The organism is Chryseolinea serpens, assembly GCF_900129725.1.
GTDB lineage: Bacteria > Bacteroidota > Bacteroidia > Cytophagales > Cyclobacteriaceae > Chryseolinea > Chryseolinea serpens.
The window spans coordinates 370,127-389,398 of the sequence record NZ_FQWQ01000001.1; the positions used below are offsets into that span (position 1 = coordinate 370,127).

Genomic DNA, 19,272 nt, shown 5'->3' on the forward strand with positions numbered 1-19,272 from the left:
TTATTCATGACCCAATACTCCGAAGTTCTCCTGACAAGGGTATGTCAGGAGAAAACGGAGGATATAGAAGAAAGTTAAAGTTAGGCCTGTTTTGCCGGGTTACTAATTGAGTTCCAGAACTCCACAAGACGCTGGTCTGGAATCACATCTTCTTTCCTTACGTTCCGCTTTAACACAATCCCGCTAAGCCTGCGGCAGCGACTCAATGCGGTGTAAAGTTGTCCGTTGACAAAAGCGCCCGAGCCAAGGTCGATAACAACATTGTCGAAGGTGAGGCCCTGACTCTTGTGAATCGTGATCGCCCAGGCGAGTCGCAATGGATATTGCAGAAATGTTCCTTTTATTTCGGATGTTATTTGGCGTTTGATTTTATCGTATTTGTACCCGCGATGTTCCCACTTCTCCCTGGTTACAACATGCACGTTTCCGTCGGCGAGTTTGACTTCAATAAAGTCATTCGCAATAAATTCGATCTTTCCGATGGTTCCGTTCACCCAGCGCCGCTCGGGGTCGTTTTTAACAAACATTACCTGTGCATAGCGTTTCAACTCCAATGTATGGTTTGACGGAGACCGGTCATCATTGAAGTCGCCTTTCACATCAGCATAGAAGACAAACTTTTGTTCGCGAAGCTGGTTAAGCCGGCGCTCGTTTTCTCTGTCTGCAATTGCGTTGATTGTGGTTAGTATGATTTCAAATTGATCCGTCTTTGGAATGTACGTCGGGTCAACGTTTCGATTTATTTTGTTTAAGTCTTCCTGGGAAATATCGCAAGTTCTGATGCGATCAAGTAGTTCGACGAATTCGAGATCCTCGCGCTGACGTTTTGGAATCTTAAACTCAAATAGGGTGGTTGATAGCTCACGATAAGCTTCAGAGTCGAAAAAATACGGGCTTCTGAATACCTCTGAAAACAGAGTCCGCTCCGTTTCATCGTTAACAGTAATCGGCGGCAATTGGAATATGTCGCCGACAAAAAGAATTTGCTTGCCTCCAAATAACTGAGCCCGATTGCCTCCATTGTTTCGTAACGAAAAATCAATGGCTTCAAGTACATCAGATCGGAGCATTGAGACTTCGTCGATGATAATGGTGTCCAGGTCCTCAAAAAGCTTTCTGGTCTGATGATCTTTGTCAAAAATCTTTATTTCCTCGTCGCCAGGCATTAGTGGCTTTGTCGGAAATCTGAAAAGGGAATGTATGGTGGATCCACCTACGTTAATCGCCGCGATGCCAGTAAAAGCTACTTTCACAATTTTCTTTTTTGTCGCTTGAGAGAAATAATGGATGAAAGTGGATTTACCCGTTCCTGCTTTACCTGTAATAAAAAAACTGTCGTTGGATTGTTCTATTCGATTGAAAAGGCCCTGTACCACGTCGTCGTTTTCGTAGCCATCGGGGATCTTGAAGTCGCGCTTATACAATTCCGGTAGAGCATAGTCCTCAAAAATTAAGAGTTGCGATCGCCCCGTTTGAATATCAACAAAGTACAGTAGATCATTAATGTTATTCTTGTACGGATTAAAGTAATCAAAATCTTCATTCTGATGTGCGATCGTCCGAAGGATATAATAAGCCTTTTTCATGAACTGGTGATACTGTTCCGGGAAGTATTGCAGGTGCGCATCCAAGGCTTCCCTGGACAGCGTTAGGCCAATGAAATGAAGAAACTTCAATGTCTCATCTAATACATCACCTCGTTCCAGTGAGTAGATGGTGTTGTGGAAGGCCTTAAAGTCACAAGGATACTCTGGGGGATAGTCGTCGGTGCTCTTTCCGTAGAACAACTGGTGTGCGGTCTTATGGAGATAGGTTTTATTGTCCAAATCAACGAGGGGGCATTTTGCGAAATTGTCGATCCACTTCTTTCGATAATTGTAGCTCTTAGCCATTTGCAATCGTGATTTCGCGGGCGCGCGTTCATAATGAAGATAGGCATTTGACTGAAATTAACCAACTCCGGCAGAGATTGAGGGTCAAATATGAATGGGTTATTTTTCAGTACCAAACTTAATGATATGAAACCGTAGCGCACATAAAAGCCTGCAAGCCAGTATCCAGGAAAGTGGATATCCACACTATTCCTCTCTCAAGAACTTTACAGGATTTACAAACGCCGCCCGCAACGATTCCTTAAGGACCGACAAAAACGCTAAGGAAGCAATAGCAAGCGCCGCCATCGCCAAGGCCTGCCAGCCGATGCCCGTGTGATAGGCAAAGGTGCTCAGCCAGAGATTCATCAAATAGTAAACTGTCGGGACGACAAGAATAAATGAAAGGGCCGTGGTGGCCATGTAGGGCGCGGTGAGTCCCCAGGCAATGCGACCGATGCTGGAGCCGAGAACCTTCCGGATCCCAATCTCCTTCCGGCGCTGTTCCGCTGTGTAGGACGACACGGCATAAAGTCCGATGGCCGAAATGAAGATCGCGACCAGCGTGAAGTAGAAAATGATCTCGGAGAAGATCTTGTCGTCGGCGTGAAGCTGGTCGAAGCTGTCGGTCATTTGCACCAGCATGAAGGCTCCATCGGGATTGAATTGGCGCCATAATTTTTCGATCGTCGCGCGGGTGTCGGTTTCGTTGCCCTGCTGGAGACGCAGCGAAATAAAGTTACGCGCCCAGCGGTCGTCGTGTACAGCGTCGAGCATGACCATGGGACGGATCGTTGCATGAACCGACTCCAGGTGGAAATCCTGCACAACGCCGATCACTTCACCTTTGAGGTATGTCGACCATTTGAGTTCCTTGCCGATGGCTGTGGTGGGTGTCCACCCAAAGGTTTTCGCTGCCGTTTCGTTGATGACAAAGGCCGCGGAGTCGGATGCGAGCTCGCTGTTGAAATTTCGCCCGCTGATAAAACGGATGCGGTAGGTATCGGTGAATCCTTGTGTGATGTAGGAACTTTCCACTTGGATCGCATCGGGTACGCCGGGCAGCTCGACGATCCGGCGGTCAAAGTTGAGCGTGTTCACCGGGAGCCGCTGCGAATACCCGATCGACTCTACTCCCGGCAATGCGCGCAACCGGTTTTCAAATACCTGCGGGTTTTCAGAGAACGGTATCGCGACCACATGGTTCAGGGTTACGCCAAGGTCTTTCTTCCTGATAAATGATAGTTGTTCCGCTACGATCAGCGCCGAGAAGATCAGGATCCCCGAGATCGCCAGCTGCGCAAAAATGAGCGCGTTCCGGAAGCTAAAGGGACTGCGCAGCGACGCCTGCACGCGCTTGTTGCGGAAAGCATTAAGAATGCCATACCCCGACAACATCCACGCGGGAATATAGCCCGCGACCGCCACCACGAAAAGAAAGATGCCCGCCAATACCACCCCGAAATGCCAGTCCACCAGGCTTTGCCACGTGATGGACATGCCCGTAATTTCACTGAACACCGGCGACAAGGTGGCGACCAGCAATCCGGCACCAACGAGCGACAGCAAAAAGGCAAACGCCACTTCAGCAATGAACTGAACCAACAGCTGTCCGCGCACGGCGCCGAGTACTTTTCGCATGCCGACTTCCTTCAGCCGGCTCGTCATTTTCGCGAGCGAGATGTTGATGAAGTTTACGCAGCTCATGACCAGGATGAGCAAACCCGTAAAGATCATGATCCGGAGCAGCGCCATGCTTCCAACGGGCTTCATAGCACTTCCCGCATTCGAACCAAGGTGAATCGTTGAAACCGGCTCAAGCGCAAAGGCGAATTTCTTATTTTGCTTTGCTGCAAACTCATCGGGGACGTATTTCTTGACAAAGGCCGGAAATTTCTCTTCGAGCGACGCGGCGGCTTTTGTGTCACGAAGTTCAACATACGTCCAGATCGATTTGAAGGACCCCCATCCATGACTCAGATCAGTAATCGATTGGAACGATGCCAGGAAATCAAAACTGAAGTGCGTGTTCGAGGGCAGGTCCTTAAAGACGCCGGTGACGATGAACGAGAGGTCATTTCCCGGGTCCCCTCTATACTGGATGGTTTCCCCGACAGGATCCTTGTCACCAAAATATTTCTTTGCCGCTTTTTCCGAAATCACGATGGCGCTGGGCGACGATAGGACCGACGTGCGTTCGCCACGGATCAACTCAAAGTCGAACACGCGAAACGCGTTGGAATCGGCGAAGAGGAATTTATCTTCCTGGAAAATTTTGTCGTTCACCCGCAGCACGGGCATATAAGCGCTCCAGAAGCGTACCGAGGAGACGACTTCAGGAAATTCGTCTTTCAACGCCGGGCCCAGGGGAATCGGTTCGCCGGCGCCGGTGTTTTCAATACCCGTTGAAGACACTTGTTTATTGACCACGCGATAGATCGCCTTGCCGCTATAGTTTTGATCGTACGAAAATTCGTGAAGCACATAGAACGCGATCAGCATGCACGAAGCGATCCCAACGGAAAGTCCGCCGACCGTGACCCAGTTGTGCGTCCGGTGGCGACCCCATTGCCGCACGAGGACCTTCAGGTAGTTGACGAACAATGCCGGCAGAAAACTGCGGGTCACTTGCCACGTTTTGCGTTCGCGGGCAAAAAGATGTTCCTGGCCGAGTTCTTCAGGCGTGCCCGTTTCGGCTACTGCCTGGTGAAATGCAGCTTCCGGCGCGACGCCTTTCTGGATGAGTTCCTGAATTTTGTCGGTCAGGTGTGACGCAAGCTCTTCGGCGTCGCCGTCTTCCAGGCGAGCCCCGGTTTGCATTTTCTTTTTCCAGGCGGCAATGTGTTTTTGCAGATCGAACATAAGTAGCGTTTATTCTTTTACGTGATGGAGATTTTTGCTTCCGGAAGATCCCAGAGGCGCATGAGGGTGTTGTGCACTTCGAGCCAGGCTTGTTTTTCGGAGACGAGCTCTTTCCGGCCCTTATCGGTGAGGTTGTAATATTTTCGCTTGCGGTCGTCTTTGACGATCCACTCCGAGACGATCAACTTTTCGCTTTCCAGTTTGTGCAGCACAGGGTAGAGCATGCCTTCTGCCCAGACGAGCTGTCCGCCGGAAGCAGATTTTACCTGCTGAATGATGTCATAGCCATAGTTTTTTCCGCGTGCGAGAATGGTGAGGATCAGCGGCTTGGTAGACGCCGCCATGAGGCCTTTCGTAAGCATATTACATAGATAATCTATGTATGTGTACGGCGAGGCTGGGGAATGGTTGTTGGTGATCGTTGTTTTTTTAAAAGGCCGCCTCGCAAAATGAATTAAAGAGGAAAGGGGTGGCGGACTTGGAAATGAATAGTAGGGATGCAGGCAACCATGCAGCTTGTTGTTGATTTTAGACTCAACAAAGTCGTCTTAAAGACTCGAACTTGCGTCGAAAGTGTTTGCCTCTTAACGAGTCACCGCCCCAAAACTTCAACTCCGTAGGAGTTCTCCATCATAACACCGGGTGCCAACCCGGTGTATGCGAACCCACCATCCGTCTGCGCCACGTGCTCACGAAAATAGAAGCATGCCATGTTCATGGCGCACACCGCGCTGCGCACGGATGCAACGTGCCTTTGCGCGCCAAACCGTGCGAGGCTCGATCAGACTTTCCCATGGCGCTTTTGCCTTTTTTTCATCCGTTCCCCGGGTTAAAACCCGGGGTTATGATGGGAAAACTCCTACGGAGTTTGGAGAGGGCCAATTTGTTCAAAGACTTGGCGAGTTAAGCAACCGGGAGAGTAGTGCTAGTTATACCGCAAGAATCATAACACCGGGTGCCAACCCGGCGTATGCGAACCCGCGATCCGCCTGCGCCACGTGCTCACGAGAATAGAACTATGCCACGTTCATGGCGCACACCGCGCTGCGCACGGATGCAACGTGCCTTTGCGCGCCAAACCGTGCGAGGCTCGATCAGACTTTCCTATGGCGCTTTTGCTTTTTTTTCGTCCGTTCCCCGGGTTAAAACCCGGGGTTATGATGGGAAACTCCTACGGAGTTTGAGAAGTCCAGTTTATTCAAAGACTGGCCAGTTAGGAATTTGGAGAGCGGTGTTAATTATGCTGGAAGAAAACGCGGCAGTGAGGTTATCTATTTACGCATCAACCTTCTGCACGGTAAGAGTGCACAATGGTTCCGCCGGGAAAAGTCTCTACATCCGCCAACTTCAGGTAAAGCGGGCTGGCAAGGCCGGCGAAGATGGGCAACCCCGAGCCTAATGCGACAGGGTGGATAGCCAGGTTGAATTCATCGATAAGACCCGTGGCGATGAGGCTCTGTATAAATCTCGCTCCGCCAAGGGCGACGATCGGCTTCCCCGGCTCGGCCTTGAGTTTCCTGATCTCCTCGGCAAGATCGCCGTCGAAAATCCGCGCATCGGACCAGGAGGCTGCAGCCGGTGACTGCTCCGAACTATGCGGGATCCCCGCAAATCCGTTTTTGGTAAAGACAGCTTTGGGGATCGTGTTCATCGGCGCGGCAAAAGGCCCGGTCGCCGTCGGCCAGTAGGGCGACATGATCTCGAACGACGTCCTGCCCATGATCAGCAGGCTTGCCTCTCGGATTTGATCCACGCTCCAGTCCCGTGACTGCTCGTCGCCGGTCTTAAAGATCCAATCGTTTTTCCCATTGACGTCACTTACAAAACCGTCGAGCGACATCGACATTTTTACGATCAATTTTCGCATAGCTAAGAGATTTGTTTTTTACAAAGGTACCGCGCCCTTTTGGGGCTCACCGGGTGTCAAAGCGACAATTCAAGGGGGGAATTGCGTTTAGTGCATGGAAAATCAAAGCTGATGCGATGGCTGTGGCGATGACTGCAGGTTTCGCCGTATACCACGGCCGTTAGCAAGAAGCGGCATACCCAAAAACGAGTGCGACGGTGAGATCCTTCCATAAGGTCCTCACCGTCGCAGACTTGCTTGCCCAGCTTCATCTCTTGCGAAGCATGGGGCTGATTAGCACATGATGCTATTTTCTAAACGCAGTGCCCAACGAATGTTTTTTGTGCGCCGTCTTCGATCGGCCGTTGGCAGGAAGATTCCAATAGGTAATTTCCGTGAAATTCTTGCCGTCATCAAACAACTCATCCAGGCTGTATGACGAGGTGCTGATAAACGTTTTTACGGCGTTGTAGTCGGCGACACCATCAAACTTATAAGCGTCATATGACTCGGGTGAGCCAAAAACAGGGATCTCAAAAGCCTTCAACGGATCGGGCAATTTTAAGGCCGGCACCACTTTATTGCTTCCTTCCGGAAGGACCAAAAACCACTCCGAATTGTCTGTTTCAAACACGGTCGAGATAAAAGCAAAATCGCCCGTTGCGCTATACGTGAGCTTGTCATTGGCAAAACCAAAGGAAACCGTGTTGGTGATCTCGGTGACGTCAAAAAGACTGGTATGGCTTCCGCCGTAATAGCTGAGATCATCACTGCCCATTTCGATTATAGAATAGTAAGTCGCGAATGCCGTTCCCGGATAGTAAATGTCAAAGGACTCGATACCACTGTTGCTGCCGCCGTTGGTAAAGGTTCCCAACACATAAGGATAAGTGTAGTCATTAGACGTCGAATAGGCCCGCACGTAGACCGAAGCGTAGGACATCTCTTCCGGCATCGTAGCCGTCAGTTTCGACACGGACTGATTCACCTGGCTTAAGTTAAGGGTATTATCACCCACCACTACGTTGGAGAAAAAGCCATAGGCAAGCGGCGTTCCACTGTCCTTCGCGCGACGCGTAACGTATAACTTACTCGGCGTTGTCCCCAGGTGGATCGATCCGGTGGTACGGGAGTCGTCCAGACCCGTCTGCTCCCGCGCATTCGAATAGATATCATAAATGGAGTTGGTCACCGCGTTTGTCAACGTGAGACTTGCCAACCCGACATTAACATCGTCATTCGTGTTTCTATCATCGAGAACTTTCCAGGCTTGTCCTCTTTCAATTTCGGGATACGTCCACAGTCTTACCTCGTTTTGCCCGCTGTGATCGGTCACCAGTACTTCGGTGAGAAAGAACTTTGTTCCCGCAAAGGTCGGGGATTTCAATACGACATCGTTATTGTTTTTGTATTCCGTAGAGGCGATCAGGTTGCCAGTTTCATCGGAAAGAAAAACAAAGCCGCGCTCATCACCATCCAACTGATTGGCCGCGATATCAACGGTGAGCAAGGTATTCTGAAGCGTTACGGTAGTTTCCTTCTCGGTTTTGTTTCCCGACTTATCCGTAACAATAGCTTTAATGGTATGCACGCCGTCAGTGGCATTGGTGCCATCCCAGGTCACGGTATAAGGCGCCTGTGTCAGGGTGCCAATCGAAACGCCGTCAACGAGAACCTCTACGGAGGCAATTCCCATATCATCCGATGCCTCCAATGAAATGGGAACATTGTTCCACACCGGCATCGTCGGTGTAATGTTTGAAAATGTGATTTGCGAATCTATGTTCTGCGGAACTTCATCATCCTTGCTACAGGATTGGATCCAAACAAGAGATCCGATGAGCATGCATTTGCCAAGAAACGATAATGTTTTGTGGTTTTTTTTCATGTATAACGTACCATAAGTTTGCCTCAAAATTAGAGGCCTGTTCAGGGCTAAAAAGTGCAGTAGCACGATAGACCTTACGTTGTAACTTTTAGTTTCAATTTTTGATACTTTACGGGTTCTCGCCATTCACAGAACACTGAGTCCGTTTGAACACGAATAACGCGATTTGTCTAGCGGTGGAGTTGGTAGTGTATAGCGCAACAGTTATAGAAAGCAACCTGATCTTGGAACATGGGAGATCACAACTTGCTGGGAATCAGTTGATACAGCGAACAGGCTAAAAAGTCATATCCCCACTTTCAGGGGCGGGCGAAAGCGTGACACCGGGTTGTCTAATTTCTCCGCAAGAGATTAGCTGGCTTCTTCGATCTTTACTTTGATCTTTTTTAACCTTTCATTTTTAATGCCGGTCAATGCCTGTTTCAGATGCGTGCGCCGGATGGCTGCAAACGAAGCGTGATCGAGCGTGGTGATCAATCCAATCTGATCGGCATTCAGACCGCCCTTCTTCATGAGCAGCCCTGCGATATCGCCCTTGCTGATCTTATCCTTTTTACCGGCGCTGATGTAAAGGCAGACAAATTCCGGTGGGGGAGGTAGCGCGAATTTTGGGTTGATTTTAACCTCGGTGATATTGTCGTCCATGTAGGGCGGAAGCATCTCATCATCGGCGAGGACAAAATACGCCTGCCCTTCGGCGTGCATGCGTGCGGTGCGGCCGTTGCGATGAACGAATGCGTCACGTTGGAGGGGCAATTGATAATGGACAATGTGTTTGATCTCCGGAATGTCGAGGCCGCGGCTGGCGAGGTCGGTGGCGATGAGAACATGGTGTGCCCCAGCGCGAAACTTGATGAGGTTTTTCTCACGGTCTATCTGCTCCAGGGCGCCATGCAGGATGCCATGCGCAAAGTTATGATCATTGAAAAGCGCGCTGATGCGATCAACAGCTTCACGATGATTGCAAAACACGAGGCACGCTTCCTGATGGAAACCCGCGACAAGGCGCATGAGCGTTTCCACTTTCTCTGTGCTTAGGGTGTGAACGCTCTTGAGTGTTAGCCGGGTCGGTGCGGTGTCGTTGAGATAGCTGATGCGTTCGGGCTGCGAGAAGGGAATAAACGACGGTAGTACATCCAGCGTCGTGGCCGACGTGAGCAAATGATTTTGTTTGCCGGTGAGCGACTTGAAAACGACCGCAAGCTGAGGTTCGAACCCCATTTCCAAAGACTTGTCGAATTCGTCGAGCACCACCCAGCGAATCGTCCGGGTGTCGAAAGTCTTGCGTGAAATGTGATCGGCCAGGCGCCCTGGGGTACCGATGATCACCGCCGGAGCGGTGGCAAGGCTGTTTTCTTCGATTTCATGGCGTGGCCGCCATAGAAGCAACAAACCTTATAATTTGTCCTGAGGCTGCGAAACACCTGCTCGATTTGGAGCGCCAATTCCCGCGAAGGCACGATGATGAGCGCCTGCACCTCATCCTTTCCGGGTCTCAGGGCCTCGATGACCGGCAACAGGAAAGCGAGGGTCTTGCCCGACCCCGTGGGCGCGAGTAACATCAAATTCGGGTTAATTGCCGTCTTCGCGATGGTCTCTTTCTGCATCGGGTTGAGGGTGTCGATGCCTATATTTTTCAAGTAGTCAGCCTGGGTGGCCTTACGGGTGGTTTGCATAGGGCAAAGGTACGGTAATCTGATGGGCCCGGATCAACTGGCCTCATTATTACCGGGATTATTAATGCCCTTCTTTCTGTGCTCAATAAGTATCTTTTAACGGCCTATCGAAATCCTGGTCATGGAGATGGTACCTGTTATAAAAAAATTTCAGGCGTGGATAAATCAGGAAGGGGGGCCGGGGGGGGTTACAGCTGCTCCAGCACATGCAATACCCCACGATCGTCGTTGCTGCGGGTCATGAACTTCGCGGCAAGCTTCACTTCGGGGTGGGCATTTTCCATGGCAAAGCTAAAGTGTGCTTCGCCCATCATTTCAACATCGTTGAGGTAGTCGCCAAATACCATGGTGTGCTCTCGGGCGACCCCGAATTTTTTCTGCACGACATCCAGCGCCTTTCCTTTGTGCGCTAGCTTGTGGGAGAGATCGAGCCATACATTGCCAGAGACTTTTATCTGTAGATCGTCCTGGTATTCCGAAAAGAGCGGGTAGCTGTTTTGTTCGGCGCCGGATAAGTCGCAGACGGCGATCTTGAGAAATTCATCGTCATCGACGTTTACGAGGCTGTCTACGATGGCGAATTCGTCATAAAACATGGAGAGACGTTGAACAAAGATGGGATCGTCGTTCTCGATGTAGGCGCTTTTCTTGCCGCAAAGGATCGTCAGTACGTTTGGAAGTGTTTTTATGCGCTTCAGGATGTCCCGGGTAAGATCCCGGTCCATTTGCTGCAGGTGAAGTTCTTTGCCCTGGTGCATCACATAACTGCCGTTCTCGGCGATGAAAATGATCTCGTCCTGGATGCCGGGAAAACGGTTGTATAGATTCTGGTATTGCCTTCCGCTGGCGGCAGAGAATAAAATATCCTTCGACCGCATTCGATTGAATACCGTGAAGAAATCGGGACTTAATTCGTGTTTGGTGTTGAGAAGGGTGCCATCCATATCGGAGGCGACAAGTCTTACTGATGAAAAATCCATACCCACGTTCCCTGGTGAAAGGAATCGGGTGTAAAGAGACTAAAATTTAGGGGGATAAACAACTCCTTTAACACCTACGTACTACTTCCATCATAAACTTAGCGCATGGGTAGTTCCCGGCTTCTGTTTCAGATCCGCTGACCATTTTTTTTATGGCTCATTTCTTTGACGGTTTTTTGATTTGCATATCAGGGATCAATGGCGTGGTTTCGACAAGTTCGAGCGACTTCACCATATCCTTTGTGCCCGTCTTATATCGGATAAAATGTGGCGTTTGTAAATGCGATTTGTACGCGGCCGAGTCAGCGTAGATTTCGAGGATCGTGAAGTGGGTTGGGTTATCCTTTTCCTGAACGGCAAACAAGGTGAGCACCCCTGGTTCTATTCGCACGGAGGCTTCCGCTTCTTCTTTCAAAATCGCTTTGTATTGCTCCAACTGATCGGCATCGATAACGATTCGGGCGAGACGTACCATTTGTTTGCTTTTTTCCTGCGCGGAGAGATTGCTGTAAGCCATAATTGCGAATAGGAGAGTGGTGAATATTCTCAGGTTCATGATGATTTGATTTTTTTTGCTAGTCTGGTCTTTGCGTGTTCGCCCAATACGTTTCGGGTTATACGAATTATTGATTCAGGTATTTTTTTACTTGTCATTCGCGATACGCTTCTTCAGACACCTGTTCCATCCAATCAACCGGTGATCCGTTCAGTTTTTCTTGTATGGCGATATGGCTCATCGCTGTGGTGATGGTCGCCCCATGCCAGTGTTTTTCACCGGGCGAAAAATAAACAACATCTCCTTGGTGGACTTCTTTTTTAGAGTCGCCTTCACGTTGCACCCAGCCGGCTCCAGCCGTGATGATCAAGGTCTGTCCAAAGGGATGGGTATGCCACGCCGTGCGCGCACCGGGCTCAAATGTGACCAATGCCATGGCAACACGAGAAGGCTCCGGGGGATTGATCAAGGGATCGATTCGCACCGTGCCCGTGAAATATTCCGACGGACCTTTTCCGGAGGGTTGTGATCCACTTCTTATTATTTGCATAGGATTGCTGGGTTTACTCTGCTAAGTTCGTCATTAATGCTGTCAAATGGGCGAACGCGTACAGAAGTTTGAATTGATACGGGCCATTTCTCGATACAAACTTATCCCAGTTTGTTAACCAGTGGATGGAATGTCACTCAGGATCAAGAATGGAAAAGGGTAGACGATGCTCCTATGATGAAGCACAGTGTATACACCAACCTATGCGCTTTTGCGCTGGTCGCCGCCGGGCGGTGAATCCATCAAAGACTTTCCGGCATGTGTGTTCATATATTGCCGCCGGATGTCTTTCGCGAGCATATGATTGCCCGTGTGACTCCAACCCGGTGGCATGATCAGGTAGAGGAATTTATTCTTTATCCCGGGAGCCCGGGCGACATCTTTCGCCAGGTAGTAAAATTCGCCAAAGTATACATCGAAAAAATTTCCGGCATTGATACTCCGCGTAATGCCATACTGGATCGTGATGTCGTTCTGTTCGGGCTGATAGGTCTTGAACACCCGGTCCCAGATGTTCAGCAGGTTGCAGAAGTTGGTGTCCATGTAGAGCGGGTTGCGTGCATGGTGTACGCGGTGGTGGGAGGGGGTGAGGATGAATTTTCCCAGGAAACCAAAGCGCGCATTTTTCATGAAGTTCTCACCCACATGAATAAATCCACCCCAGGTGCCGTCAATGAACATGATGGCAAACAGCATGACGGGAGGGACGCCCGCCAGGATACAAATGGAGGTCCGGATAAAATCGGCGTAGGGCCCCTCCAGGAAAAAGTGAGCATACGTAACCGACAGGTTCATCTGTTCGGGAGCGTGGTGTGACGAATGCAGACACCAGAACAACCTCACCTTATGGGCAAGAAAGTGATAGATGAAGTGTGCAAACTCCCAGACAATGTAACCATAGATGAACCAGTACCAGGTAAGGGAAACCGGCAGCAGTGCGTAGGGCGACAACAAACCGATACAAAACGCGATGACGCCAAACGAGATAAACTTTCCGATAATGCGATTGAATATGTAAATAAAGAACGGGATCTTATACTCCGCCCGGTTGAAATTCTTATGGGCAAATGCCAGCAGGATCTCGATGATCACGATAAACGGAATGAGCGGCGAAAGAACGGTCTGAATTCCGCTCCAGGTGCGCAGCGAATGGTAGTCGCCGGAGCGAATGATCTCAACGAGTCCGTTGATGGAGAAGAAGCCGACGATCTCGTCCCGTAATGTTTCCAGTATTTCCAAGGCAGGAAGGGGTTTGGTAAAACCAAACTTAAGGATTTTCAGGGGAAATAGAAAAGGACCGTTACTTTCTCCATCCGGTCCACAACAGCATCAACGGGCTATCGATTTATCCTTTTGCGGATCCGGCTCAGTGAAGGATTGGTGATACCCAAATACGACGATATATGATATGCTGGAATGCGATGGATAATGTTTGGGTGCTCTTCAAGCAAACGGATGTACCGTTCTTCGTGCGTGATGAAAAGCAATTCTTCAGCGCGGGTCTGTGAATACGTAAAAAATAACTCGGCAAGCAGTCTCCCGAATTTTGCCCACTGAGGATGTGTATCGTAAAGATGGCTTAGGTCGTTGTAAGAGATATACATGATCTCCGAATCTTCCATGGCTTGTATGAAATAATGGCAGATTTTTTGACTAATGAAGCTGCGGAAGGACACCAGAAATTGATGTTCCGAAAAGAAGAAGAGGTTCTTCTCCGTGCCTGTTTCAGGGTCTGCGTAATAAATCCGGAAAATACCCTTAACGACCAAGCCCAGATCGTTACAAACCACGTACTGCATATTGAAGAAGTCACCCTTGGCGATCTTCCGTGGTTTCCAGAACGGCCTGCAGCATCGATATCTTTACGGGTCAGTGCAGCAAAATTGGAGAGATGCGCCTCTAACACTTCAAAATTATCTCTCATATTCATTGTTTTTCAAGCAACCGGCAAGGCCGGATTGGGTGGGTATCCGCATCATTTCAGGGCCGGACTTGGTTAGAAAGTTAAGTCGTTGCGCACGAATTTAAAAGTCTACCACAAAAGTGAGTGGGTGTGGTCCGCCCGTTAAATTCTTTCATGAAAGGATATTTTGATTCGTTTATGGCTTATTTTGCCAGCCAAAGCAGAGGCCGAACCAATAGAAAAAGCCAAAACCACCGAAGTTGTCGACCACTATGGCGTGACCTGTACCTAAATGGCAGGCGGGTTGTTGTTGATTTTTCGCTGCATGATAAATTGATAAATGGAGCCTCCGACAAACAGTACAAAAAGCGTCAGTAACGTTTTGACAATCACAGGGTCAGCCACATCTTTAGCCAGGGGTTGTCCAATGGGCACCCGGGTTAGTGTTTCGTTGACCGTGGGAAGGAGCGACAAGAAAAGACTGAAAGACAGGAGAAAGTTCTCAAAGTACCTTGCTTTGTTATTCCCTTTCCTCTTGTAAAAAAGATAAGAAGCAATCACCACCAGTATCACGATGAACAGCGAAAATACATGTCCCGGATTGAAGCCACCATGCTTGGAAATCCCCAAAGCGGTCAGCGAAGTGATGAGTGTTCCGTAGAAATAGATTTTTCCGGATAGCTCAGCCAGATTGATCTTGCCAAATTTCACAAACGATGTTAGCGCTGCTCCAATGGCCATTACACCAATGATGGTGTGAAAAATGCCTAAATTTGATAGTCCCATAGCTTAGTTTTCTTGCAAATTTTTAAAGAAAAAGAATGGGGAAATTTCACTTAAGTGAATTTGAGAGAACTTTTTTTGAAAGTATTAAGAGAAGCCAACAAACAACTTTATAAACGTAGAAGTCGGATGCATGCATTGCTCCGTAATCAGTAAATAACCATGAAAACGCCTTTAATTACACCGGAAGGTTTAGAAAAGTTGAAAGCGGAGTTGGATCATTTGTGGCGCGTTGAACGGCCCGACACCACGCAAAAGGTTTCCTGGGCGGCAAGCCTGGGTGATCGTTCTGAAAATGCAGATTATCACTACAACAAAAAGCGCCTGCGCGAAATTGACCGGCGAGTGCTCTATCTGCGCAAATGTATCGATGATCTGAAGGTTGTGAATTATTCACCCTTCCAGGAGGGCAAAGTCATGTTTGGTGCCTGGGTGGAAATTGCAAATGACAAAGGCGAACAAAAACGTTTCCGTATCGTCGGGTATGACGAAATTTTTGACACCAAAGATTACATCTCCATAGACTCACCCATGGCCATTTCACTGATGAAAAAAGAAGTGGGTGACGAAGCCGTCGTGAAAACCGGGGCGGGCGAATTTGTCTGGCGTATTACCAAAATTGAGTACCAGAAATAACATTTGTTGGCGGGTGACGGTGCTACATGAATTCGGCCTCTTGAACGGCACGTCACTGAAAACTGGTTGTATTTTCACTCCTGCCGCATTGCAGGCATGATGCGAATGGATTAAATTAGCTTGGCCAACCCTTCCGCCATGCTCAATTTCCAAACGTTCCTCCCTTCGCCGGCATTGCGGAACCATCTGTACTGCTACCTGGTGTCGGACGTAGTTGACAACAACGACTTTTCCGTGGTGCACGAAGCACTGCCGATGGGCATCACAACCTTGTGCTTTTCCGACCAATCTCGGTGCTATTCGAACAAGACGGCGACAGCCGATACGTTTCTGGCAGCGCCTGATATCGCTATCGTTGGGCAGATGACGCAGAAAGGCGAAACAGTTTTCCACCGGCCGTCCCGGAGTGTGGTGGCCCTGTTCCGGGTGACGGGCCTGTTTCGCCTCAGCGGCGTCCCCATGAACATTGTTGCCGGCGGTTATTCAACGGATGCCACCTCGGTGATGTGGTATAACGATCTGCGCCAATGTCGCGAACGCATGTTCCAACATCATGATCCAGCAAGGATCGTGAGCGTGCTCGAAACCTTCCTGACCAACAAGCTGAAGGCTAGCGGCCACTCTACGCGCAATCTCGACAAAGTGGCGGCCTTTATCGATCTCCATTTTGGCGATGTAGACCTCAAAAAATTGTGCGACCAGGCCAGCATGAGCGTGAAAACATTGGAGCGCCATTTCTCCGAGAAAATCGGTCTTACTCCAAAATACTTTTCAAGGATCATTCGCTTCAAGCATGCCTTCCGGCAATTGGGTGCCGCGGGGAAGCTCACCGATGTTATGGGGATCATAGAGGCCTGCGGTTATACAGACCAGGCCCACTTTATCAAAGAATTTCAACATTTCACAGGGCACTCGCCGTCTTTCTATTATCAAAGCGAAGAAGTACTGACCCCCTTTTTCCTGGAGTCGGCATCCCATAATTGACGATTTTTTACAATGACCGATTCACTATGAATGAACAACTTTAGTCATTCTTTAAAGAGAGGTTAAATTAAGTATGAAGAGATACTATTTTCTACTCGCCAGCATCGTGCTTCTCTTTCTCTCGCTCTGGGGCTTTTCCGACAACCTGGTAACCGATGTGGGGCAGAAAAGTAATAGCGATCCCAAGTTCATCATACACGGATTATTCTGTTTTGCCTGGTTTATTGTCCTGGTCATTCAAACCACCTACATCACGAAAGGGAGCTATCGTGCCCACATCAACCTGGGAGTTGCCGGTATGGTGGCGGCCATCGGCGTGTTCGTCACAACGATTTACATTTTCATTGTTATTTATGACGGTTGGCACAAGATGGAATACACCGCCAGGTGCAACAGGTTCCTTTTGCCGAGCTTTGCCTTACTGGTTTGGCTGGGCTACCGCAATAGAAAGACCGCCGAGACACACAAACGGCTAATGTATGTTGCATCACTGTACATGTTGGCTCCGATCTTAGGCAGGGCCATGGGCCACTCGATCCTGGACACACTGATCCCAGTAACGGCCCCGATCACTTGGGATGTAACGCTTTTTTGTATCTGGACGCTCTTCTTCATTTCCCTTTTCCTGTACGACTGGACCACCGCCAGAAAGATCCACAGGGTTAGCAGCCTGGGATTTGTGTGGTTTCTCTTGGTGTGGACCGTGGCTATCCTGACCTGACGGGGTCACCGGAGCGATTGCCGTTATCCGAGTAATTTCTATTGGCCTGTCTCCCGCTTTCTGTTATCTTACGTTATGCGCGAGCTCATGCCCTTGTTTCAACACGACGGGGATGTAATCTGAATGTGATGAAACAAACCATAATTATCGTATCGATTCTTGCCGCGAGTATCACGGGCGTTGTCACGGCACAAGGGCTCGAAAAGTCGCTCGTCAGGAATCAAACCAAGACCGCGGAGTTCATCGTCGAGCCGCCAACCCTGTTGTGTGCAGGTTTTGAGTGGGTCATCTCCGGCGATGAGAACCGGAACGCCACCGTGTCGGTTTCCTATCGCAAAAAAGATAGGGGAGAGTGGCGGACCGGACTACCCTTGTTGCGTGTGGGTGGAGAAAAGATCTATGGCCATGATCAGCCGTGGGTCTATACCACACCCAACTTGTTTGCAGGAAGTCTTTTCAATCTTGAACCGGGAACGGTATACGAATGCCGTTTCCAGTTGTCCGATCTGGATGGCATCGAAGGGCCATCCATGCAAACCGTATTCGTTCAGACCAAAACAGAACCCAAGCCCTATGCGCTGGGGCAAGTCTATCACGTCTATCCCCCGGGTTATAAGGGAGCAAAACAAAGTCCTGCGTTTACAGGGTTGAACGAAGCCTATTACGGCACCGGCAATACCGGCGACTGGTGGAATGTTCCTGAGCCTCGCGTACAGCCCGGCGATGTGATCCTGGTTCATGCCGGTCTTTATAAAGCACACCGGCTCAGGTATGCCGACTCCCTGGCGCTCGATTTCCACGGCGCCTATGTGCTCACCCAAAAAGGCACCGCCGAAAAACCGATTGTCATAAAAGCGGCCGGTGACGGAGAAGTTATTTTCGACGGCGATGGCTCCTACCGGCTCTTCGACGTGATGGCCGCCGACTACCATTACTTCGAAGGGCTCACCATCCGGAATACAGACGTCGCATTCTACGGGGGATTGAAAAGAGTGATGGGCTGTAGCGGGTTGACCGTCAAGCATTGCAAAATGGAAGACATCGGCATTGCCGTAATGACCTATAGTGCCGACTCCAGGGACTTCTATATCGCCGATAACATCATGGTCGGCCGGCATGAGCCGGATACGCTCATCGGTTGGTATGGACTCGAAAAGCCGGCGCCCTTAACTTCGTATTATGCCATCAAGGTATACGGACAGGGGCACGTGGTCTGCCACAACTCCATTGCTTACTTTCACGATGGCATCTGCGTCGATACCCATGGCTTGCCCGAGGGCGCGAAGAAATGTGTTTCCATCGATTTTTATCGCAACGATATCTTCAACGTCGCCGACGACTTCATCGAGGCCGATGGAGGCTCGCATAACATCCGCGTATTCGAGAACCGCGGGTTCAATGCCTATCATTCAGCATTAAGCGCACAACCCGTTTTCGGCGGGCCGGTCTATTTCATCCGTAACATCTGCTATAACATACCGGGCAACGCATTAAAATATATGGTCCGGCCCTCCGGGATCTATACCTATCAAAACACGTTTGTTGCGGACGCCGCGATCAGCGCCTTCTCCAATGGACATTTCCGGAACAACTTGTTTATCGGCCCGGATGATACAAGGCCTTCGCTGAGCGGCACCACGTTCACCAACTACACTACACTGGATTATGATGGCTATCGCAAGAAGCCCGAAAACCAGACCAACTACCGCTGGCGGTATCCGCAACACGATTCACTGAACCACGCCGATGAAAAAGAGCTTGGGTGGGTAGAATTTAAAACGCTCCGCGAATTCACGAAGAAGACCGGATATGAAGTACACGGAGTAGAACTCGAAAAAGCCATCTTCGAGAATGTTCCGCTTCCCGATCCGCGACGAAAGGGACATGTGTACCCGGTGGCAGGCTACGACTTCAGGCTAAAGCCCGGTTCCAAGGCGATCGATGCCGGATGCCTGCTGCCCACGATCACCGATGGATTCACCGGCAAAGCACCGGATCTCGGCGCGCTCGAATCGGGAGTGGCCGCGCCACAGTACGGACCGAGAAAATAGAGCGACCGCCAAAGGCTTGCTGCTC

Annotated in this window: 16 protein-coding genes and 1 pseudogene; 5 read left to right on the forward strand and 12 right to left on the reverse strand. The window is 49.8% G+C overall.

Annotated elements, in window-relative coordinates; genetic code table 11:
- Positions 1-80 precede the first annotated feature (80 nt).
- From BUB30_RS01405 to BUB30_RS01450, 11 genes and pseudogenes are all read right to left on the reverse strand, one after another.
- Entirely contained in the window at positions 81-1,892 is a 1,812-nt protein-coding gene (locus BUB30_RS01405) for an ATP-dependent DNA helicase (protein WP_073130233.1), read from the reverse strand.
- Between the two features lie 186 nt (positions 1,893-2,078).
- Positions 2,079-4,733, reverse strand: coding sequence for an ABC transporter permease (locus BUB30_RS01410; RefSeq protein WP_073130235.1), 2,655 nt, complete (start codon positions 4,731-4,733; stop codon positions 2,079-2,081).
- A gap of 17 nt (positions 4,734-4,750) precedes the next feature.
- Complete coding sequence (locus BUB30_RS01415; RefSeq protein WP_073130238.1) at positions 4,751-5,095, reverse strand: PadR family transcriptional regulator; 345 nt, start codon at positions 5,093-5,095, stop codon at positions 4,751-4,753.
- Positions 5,096-6,015: 920 nt separating this feature from the next.
- A complete protein-coding gene (locus BUB30_RS01420) occupies positions 6,016-6,600 on the reverse strand; it encodes a dihydrofolate reductase family protein (protein WP_073130239.1) in 585 nt (194 codons plus the stop codon).
- A 286-nt stretch (positions 6,601-6,886) separates the two neighbouring features.
- Positions 6,887-8,467, reverse strand: a complete 1,581-nt coding sequence (locus BUB30_RS01425) for an Ig-like domain-containing protein (protein ID WP_073130242.1) — start codon at positions 8,465-8,467, stop codon at positions 6,887-6,889.
- 351 nt (positions 8,468-8,818) lie between these two features.
- Entirely contained in the window at positions 8,819-9,688 is an 870-nt protein-coding gene (locus BUB30_RS01430) for a helicase-related protein (protein WP_394333997.1), read from the reverse strand.
- Positions 9,668-10,143 (reverse strand): annotated as a pseudogene (locus BUB30_RS35535) (DEAD/DEAH box helicase family protein); the annotation flags it as partial. The pseudogene BUB30_RS35535 and the gene BUB30_RS01430, both read right to left, overlap by 21 nt.
- Before the next feature lie 188 nt (positions 10,144-10,331).
- Entirely contained in the window at positions 10,332-11,123 is a 792-nt protein-coding gene (locus tag BUB30_RS01435) for an HAD family hydrolase (protein WP_073130245.1), read from the reverse strand.
- A gap of 157 nt (positions 11,124-11,280) precedes the next feature.
- Positions 11,281-11,679 (reverse strand): putative quinol monooxygenase, encoded by a 399-nt coding sequence (locus BUB30_RS01440; RefSeq protein ID WP_073130248.1) that lies wholly within the window; start codon positions 11,677-11,679, stop codon positions 11,281-11,283.
- Positions 11,680-11,773: 94 nt separating this feature from the next.
- Entirely contained in the window at positions 11,774-12,169 is a 396-nt protein-coding gene (locus BUB30_RS01445; RefSeq protein WP_073130251.1) for a (R)-mandelonitrile lyase, read from the reverse strand.
- Positions 12,170-12,370: 201 nt separating this feature from the next.
- On the reverse strand, positions 12,371-13,408 hold the full coding sequence (locus tag BUB30_RS01450) for a sterol desaturase family protein (protein WP_073130254.1): 1,038 nt from the start codon (positions 13,406-13,408) through the stop codon (positions 12,371-12,373).
- 398 nt (positions 13,409-13,806) lie between these two features.
- Between BUB30_RS01450 and BUB30_RS35015 the strand changes: the two genes are divergently transcribed.
- Positions 13,807-14,169 (forward strand): hypothetical protein, encoded by a 363-nt coding sequence (locus BUB30_RS35015; RefSeq protein ID WP_178376989.1) that lies wholly within the window; start codon positions 13,807-13,809, stop codon positions 14,167-14,169.
- 191 nt (positions 14,170-14,360) lie between these two features.
- Here BUB30_RS35015 and BUB30_RS01460 read toward each other — a convergent pair whose 3' ends face one another.
- Positions 14,361-14,783: a hypothetical protein gene (locus tag BUB30_RS01460; RefSeq protein ID WP_221408653.1), complete on the reverse strand. Its 423-nt coding sequence runs from the start codon at positions 14,781-14,783 to the stop codon at positions 14,361-14,363.
- A 234-nt stretch (positions 14,784-15,017) separates the two neighbouring features.
- Here BUB30_RS01460 and greB point away from each other — a divergent pair, with 234 nt between their 5' ends.
- From greB to BUB30_RS01480, 4 genes are all read left to right on the forward strand, one after another.
- Entirely contained in the window at positions 15,018-15,491 is a 474-nt protein-coding gene (greB, locus tag BUB30_RS01465) for a transcription elongation factor GreB (RefSeq protein ID WP_073130260.1), read from the forward strand.
- A gap of 138 nt (positions 15,492-15,629) precedes the next feature.
- On the forward strand, positions 15,630-16,475 hold the full coding sequence (locus tag BUB30_RS01470; RefSeq protein WP_073130263.1) for a helix-turn-helix domain-containing protein: 846 nt from the start codon (positions 15,630-15,632) through the stop codon (positions 16,473-16,475).
- 73 nt (positions 16,476-16,548) lie between these two features.
- On the forward strand, positions 16,549-17,196 hold the full coding sequence (locus BUB30_RS01475; protein WP_073130265.1) for a hypothetical protein: 648 nt from the start codon (positions 16,549-16,551) through the stop codon (positions 17,194-17,196).
- Positions 17,197-17,324: 128 nt separating this feature from the next.
- Entirely contained in the window at positions 17,325-19,247 is a 1,923-nt protein-coding gene (locus BUB30_RS01480) for a polysaccharide lyase domain-containing protein (protein ID WP_073130268.1), read from the forward strand.
- Positions 19,248-19,272: the final 25 nt, after the last annotated feature.

What these genes read in the sequence shown, in the direction of transcription:
- BUB30_RS01405 (WP_073130233.1), bottom strand. Translation starts at nt 1,892, where the DNA reads ATGGCTAAGAGCTACAATTATCGAAAGAAGTGGATCGACAATTTCGCA.
- BUB30_RS01410 (WP_073130235.1), bottom strand. Translation starts at nt 4,733, where the DNA reads ATGTTCGATCTGCAAAAACACATTGCCGCCTGGAAAAAGAAAATGCAA.
- BUB30_RS01415 (WP_073130238.1), bottom strand. Translation starts at nt 5,095, where the DNA reads ATGCTTACGAAAGGCCTCATGGCGGCGTCTACCAAGCCGCTGATCCTC.
- BUB30_RS01420 (WP_073130239.1), bottom strand. Translation starts at nt 6,600, where the DNA reads ATGCGAAAATTGATCGTAAAAATGTCGATGTCGCTCGACGGTTTTGTA.
- BUB30_RS01425 (WP_073130242.1), bottom strand. Translation starts at nt 8,467, where the DNA reads ATGAAAAAAAACCACAAAACATTATCGTTTCTTGGCAAATGCATGCTC.
- BUB30_RS01430 (WP_394333997.1), bottom strand. Translation starts at nt 9,688, where the DNA reads ATGGGGTTCGAACCTCAGCTTGCGGTCGTTTTCAAGTCGCTCACCGGC.
- BUB30_RS01435 (WP_073130245.1), bottom strand. Translation starts at nt 11,123, where the DNA reads ATGGATTTTTCATCAGTAAGACTTGTCGCCTCCGATATGGATGGCACC.
- BUB30_RS01440 (WP_073130248.1), bottom strand. Translation starts at nt 11,679, where the DNA reads ATGAACCTGAGAATATTCACCACTCTCCTATTCGCAATTATGGCTTAC.
- BUB30_RS01445 (WP_073130251.1), bottom strand. Translation starts at nt 12,169, where the DNA reads ATGCAAATAATAAGAAGTGGATCACAACCCTCCGGAAAAGGTCCGTCG.
- BUB30_RS35015 (WP_178376989.1), top strand. Translation starts at nt 13,807, where the DNA reads ATGGCAGATTTTTTGACTAATGAAGCTGCGGAAGGACACCAGAAATTG.
- greB (WP_073130260.1), top strand. Translation starts at nt 15,018, where the DNA reads ATGAAAACGCCTTTAATTACACCGGAAGGTTTAGAAAAGTTGAAAGCG.
- BUB30_RS01470 (WP_073130263.1), top strand. Translation starts at nt 15,630, where the DNA reads ATGCTCAATTTCCAAACGTTCCTCCCTTCGCCGGCATTGCGGAACCAT.
- BUB30_RS01475 (WP_073130265.1), top strand. Translation starts at nt 16,549, where the DNA reads ATGAAGAGATACTATTTTCTACTCGCCAGCATCGTGCTTCTCTTTCTC.
- BUB30_RS01480 (WP_073130268.1), top strand. Translation starts at nt 17,325, where the DNA reads ATGAAACAAACCATAATTATCGTATCGATTCTTGCCGCGAGTATCACG.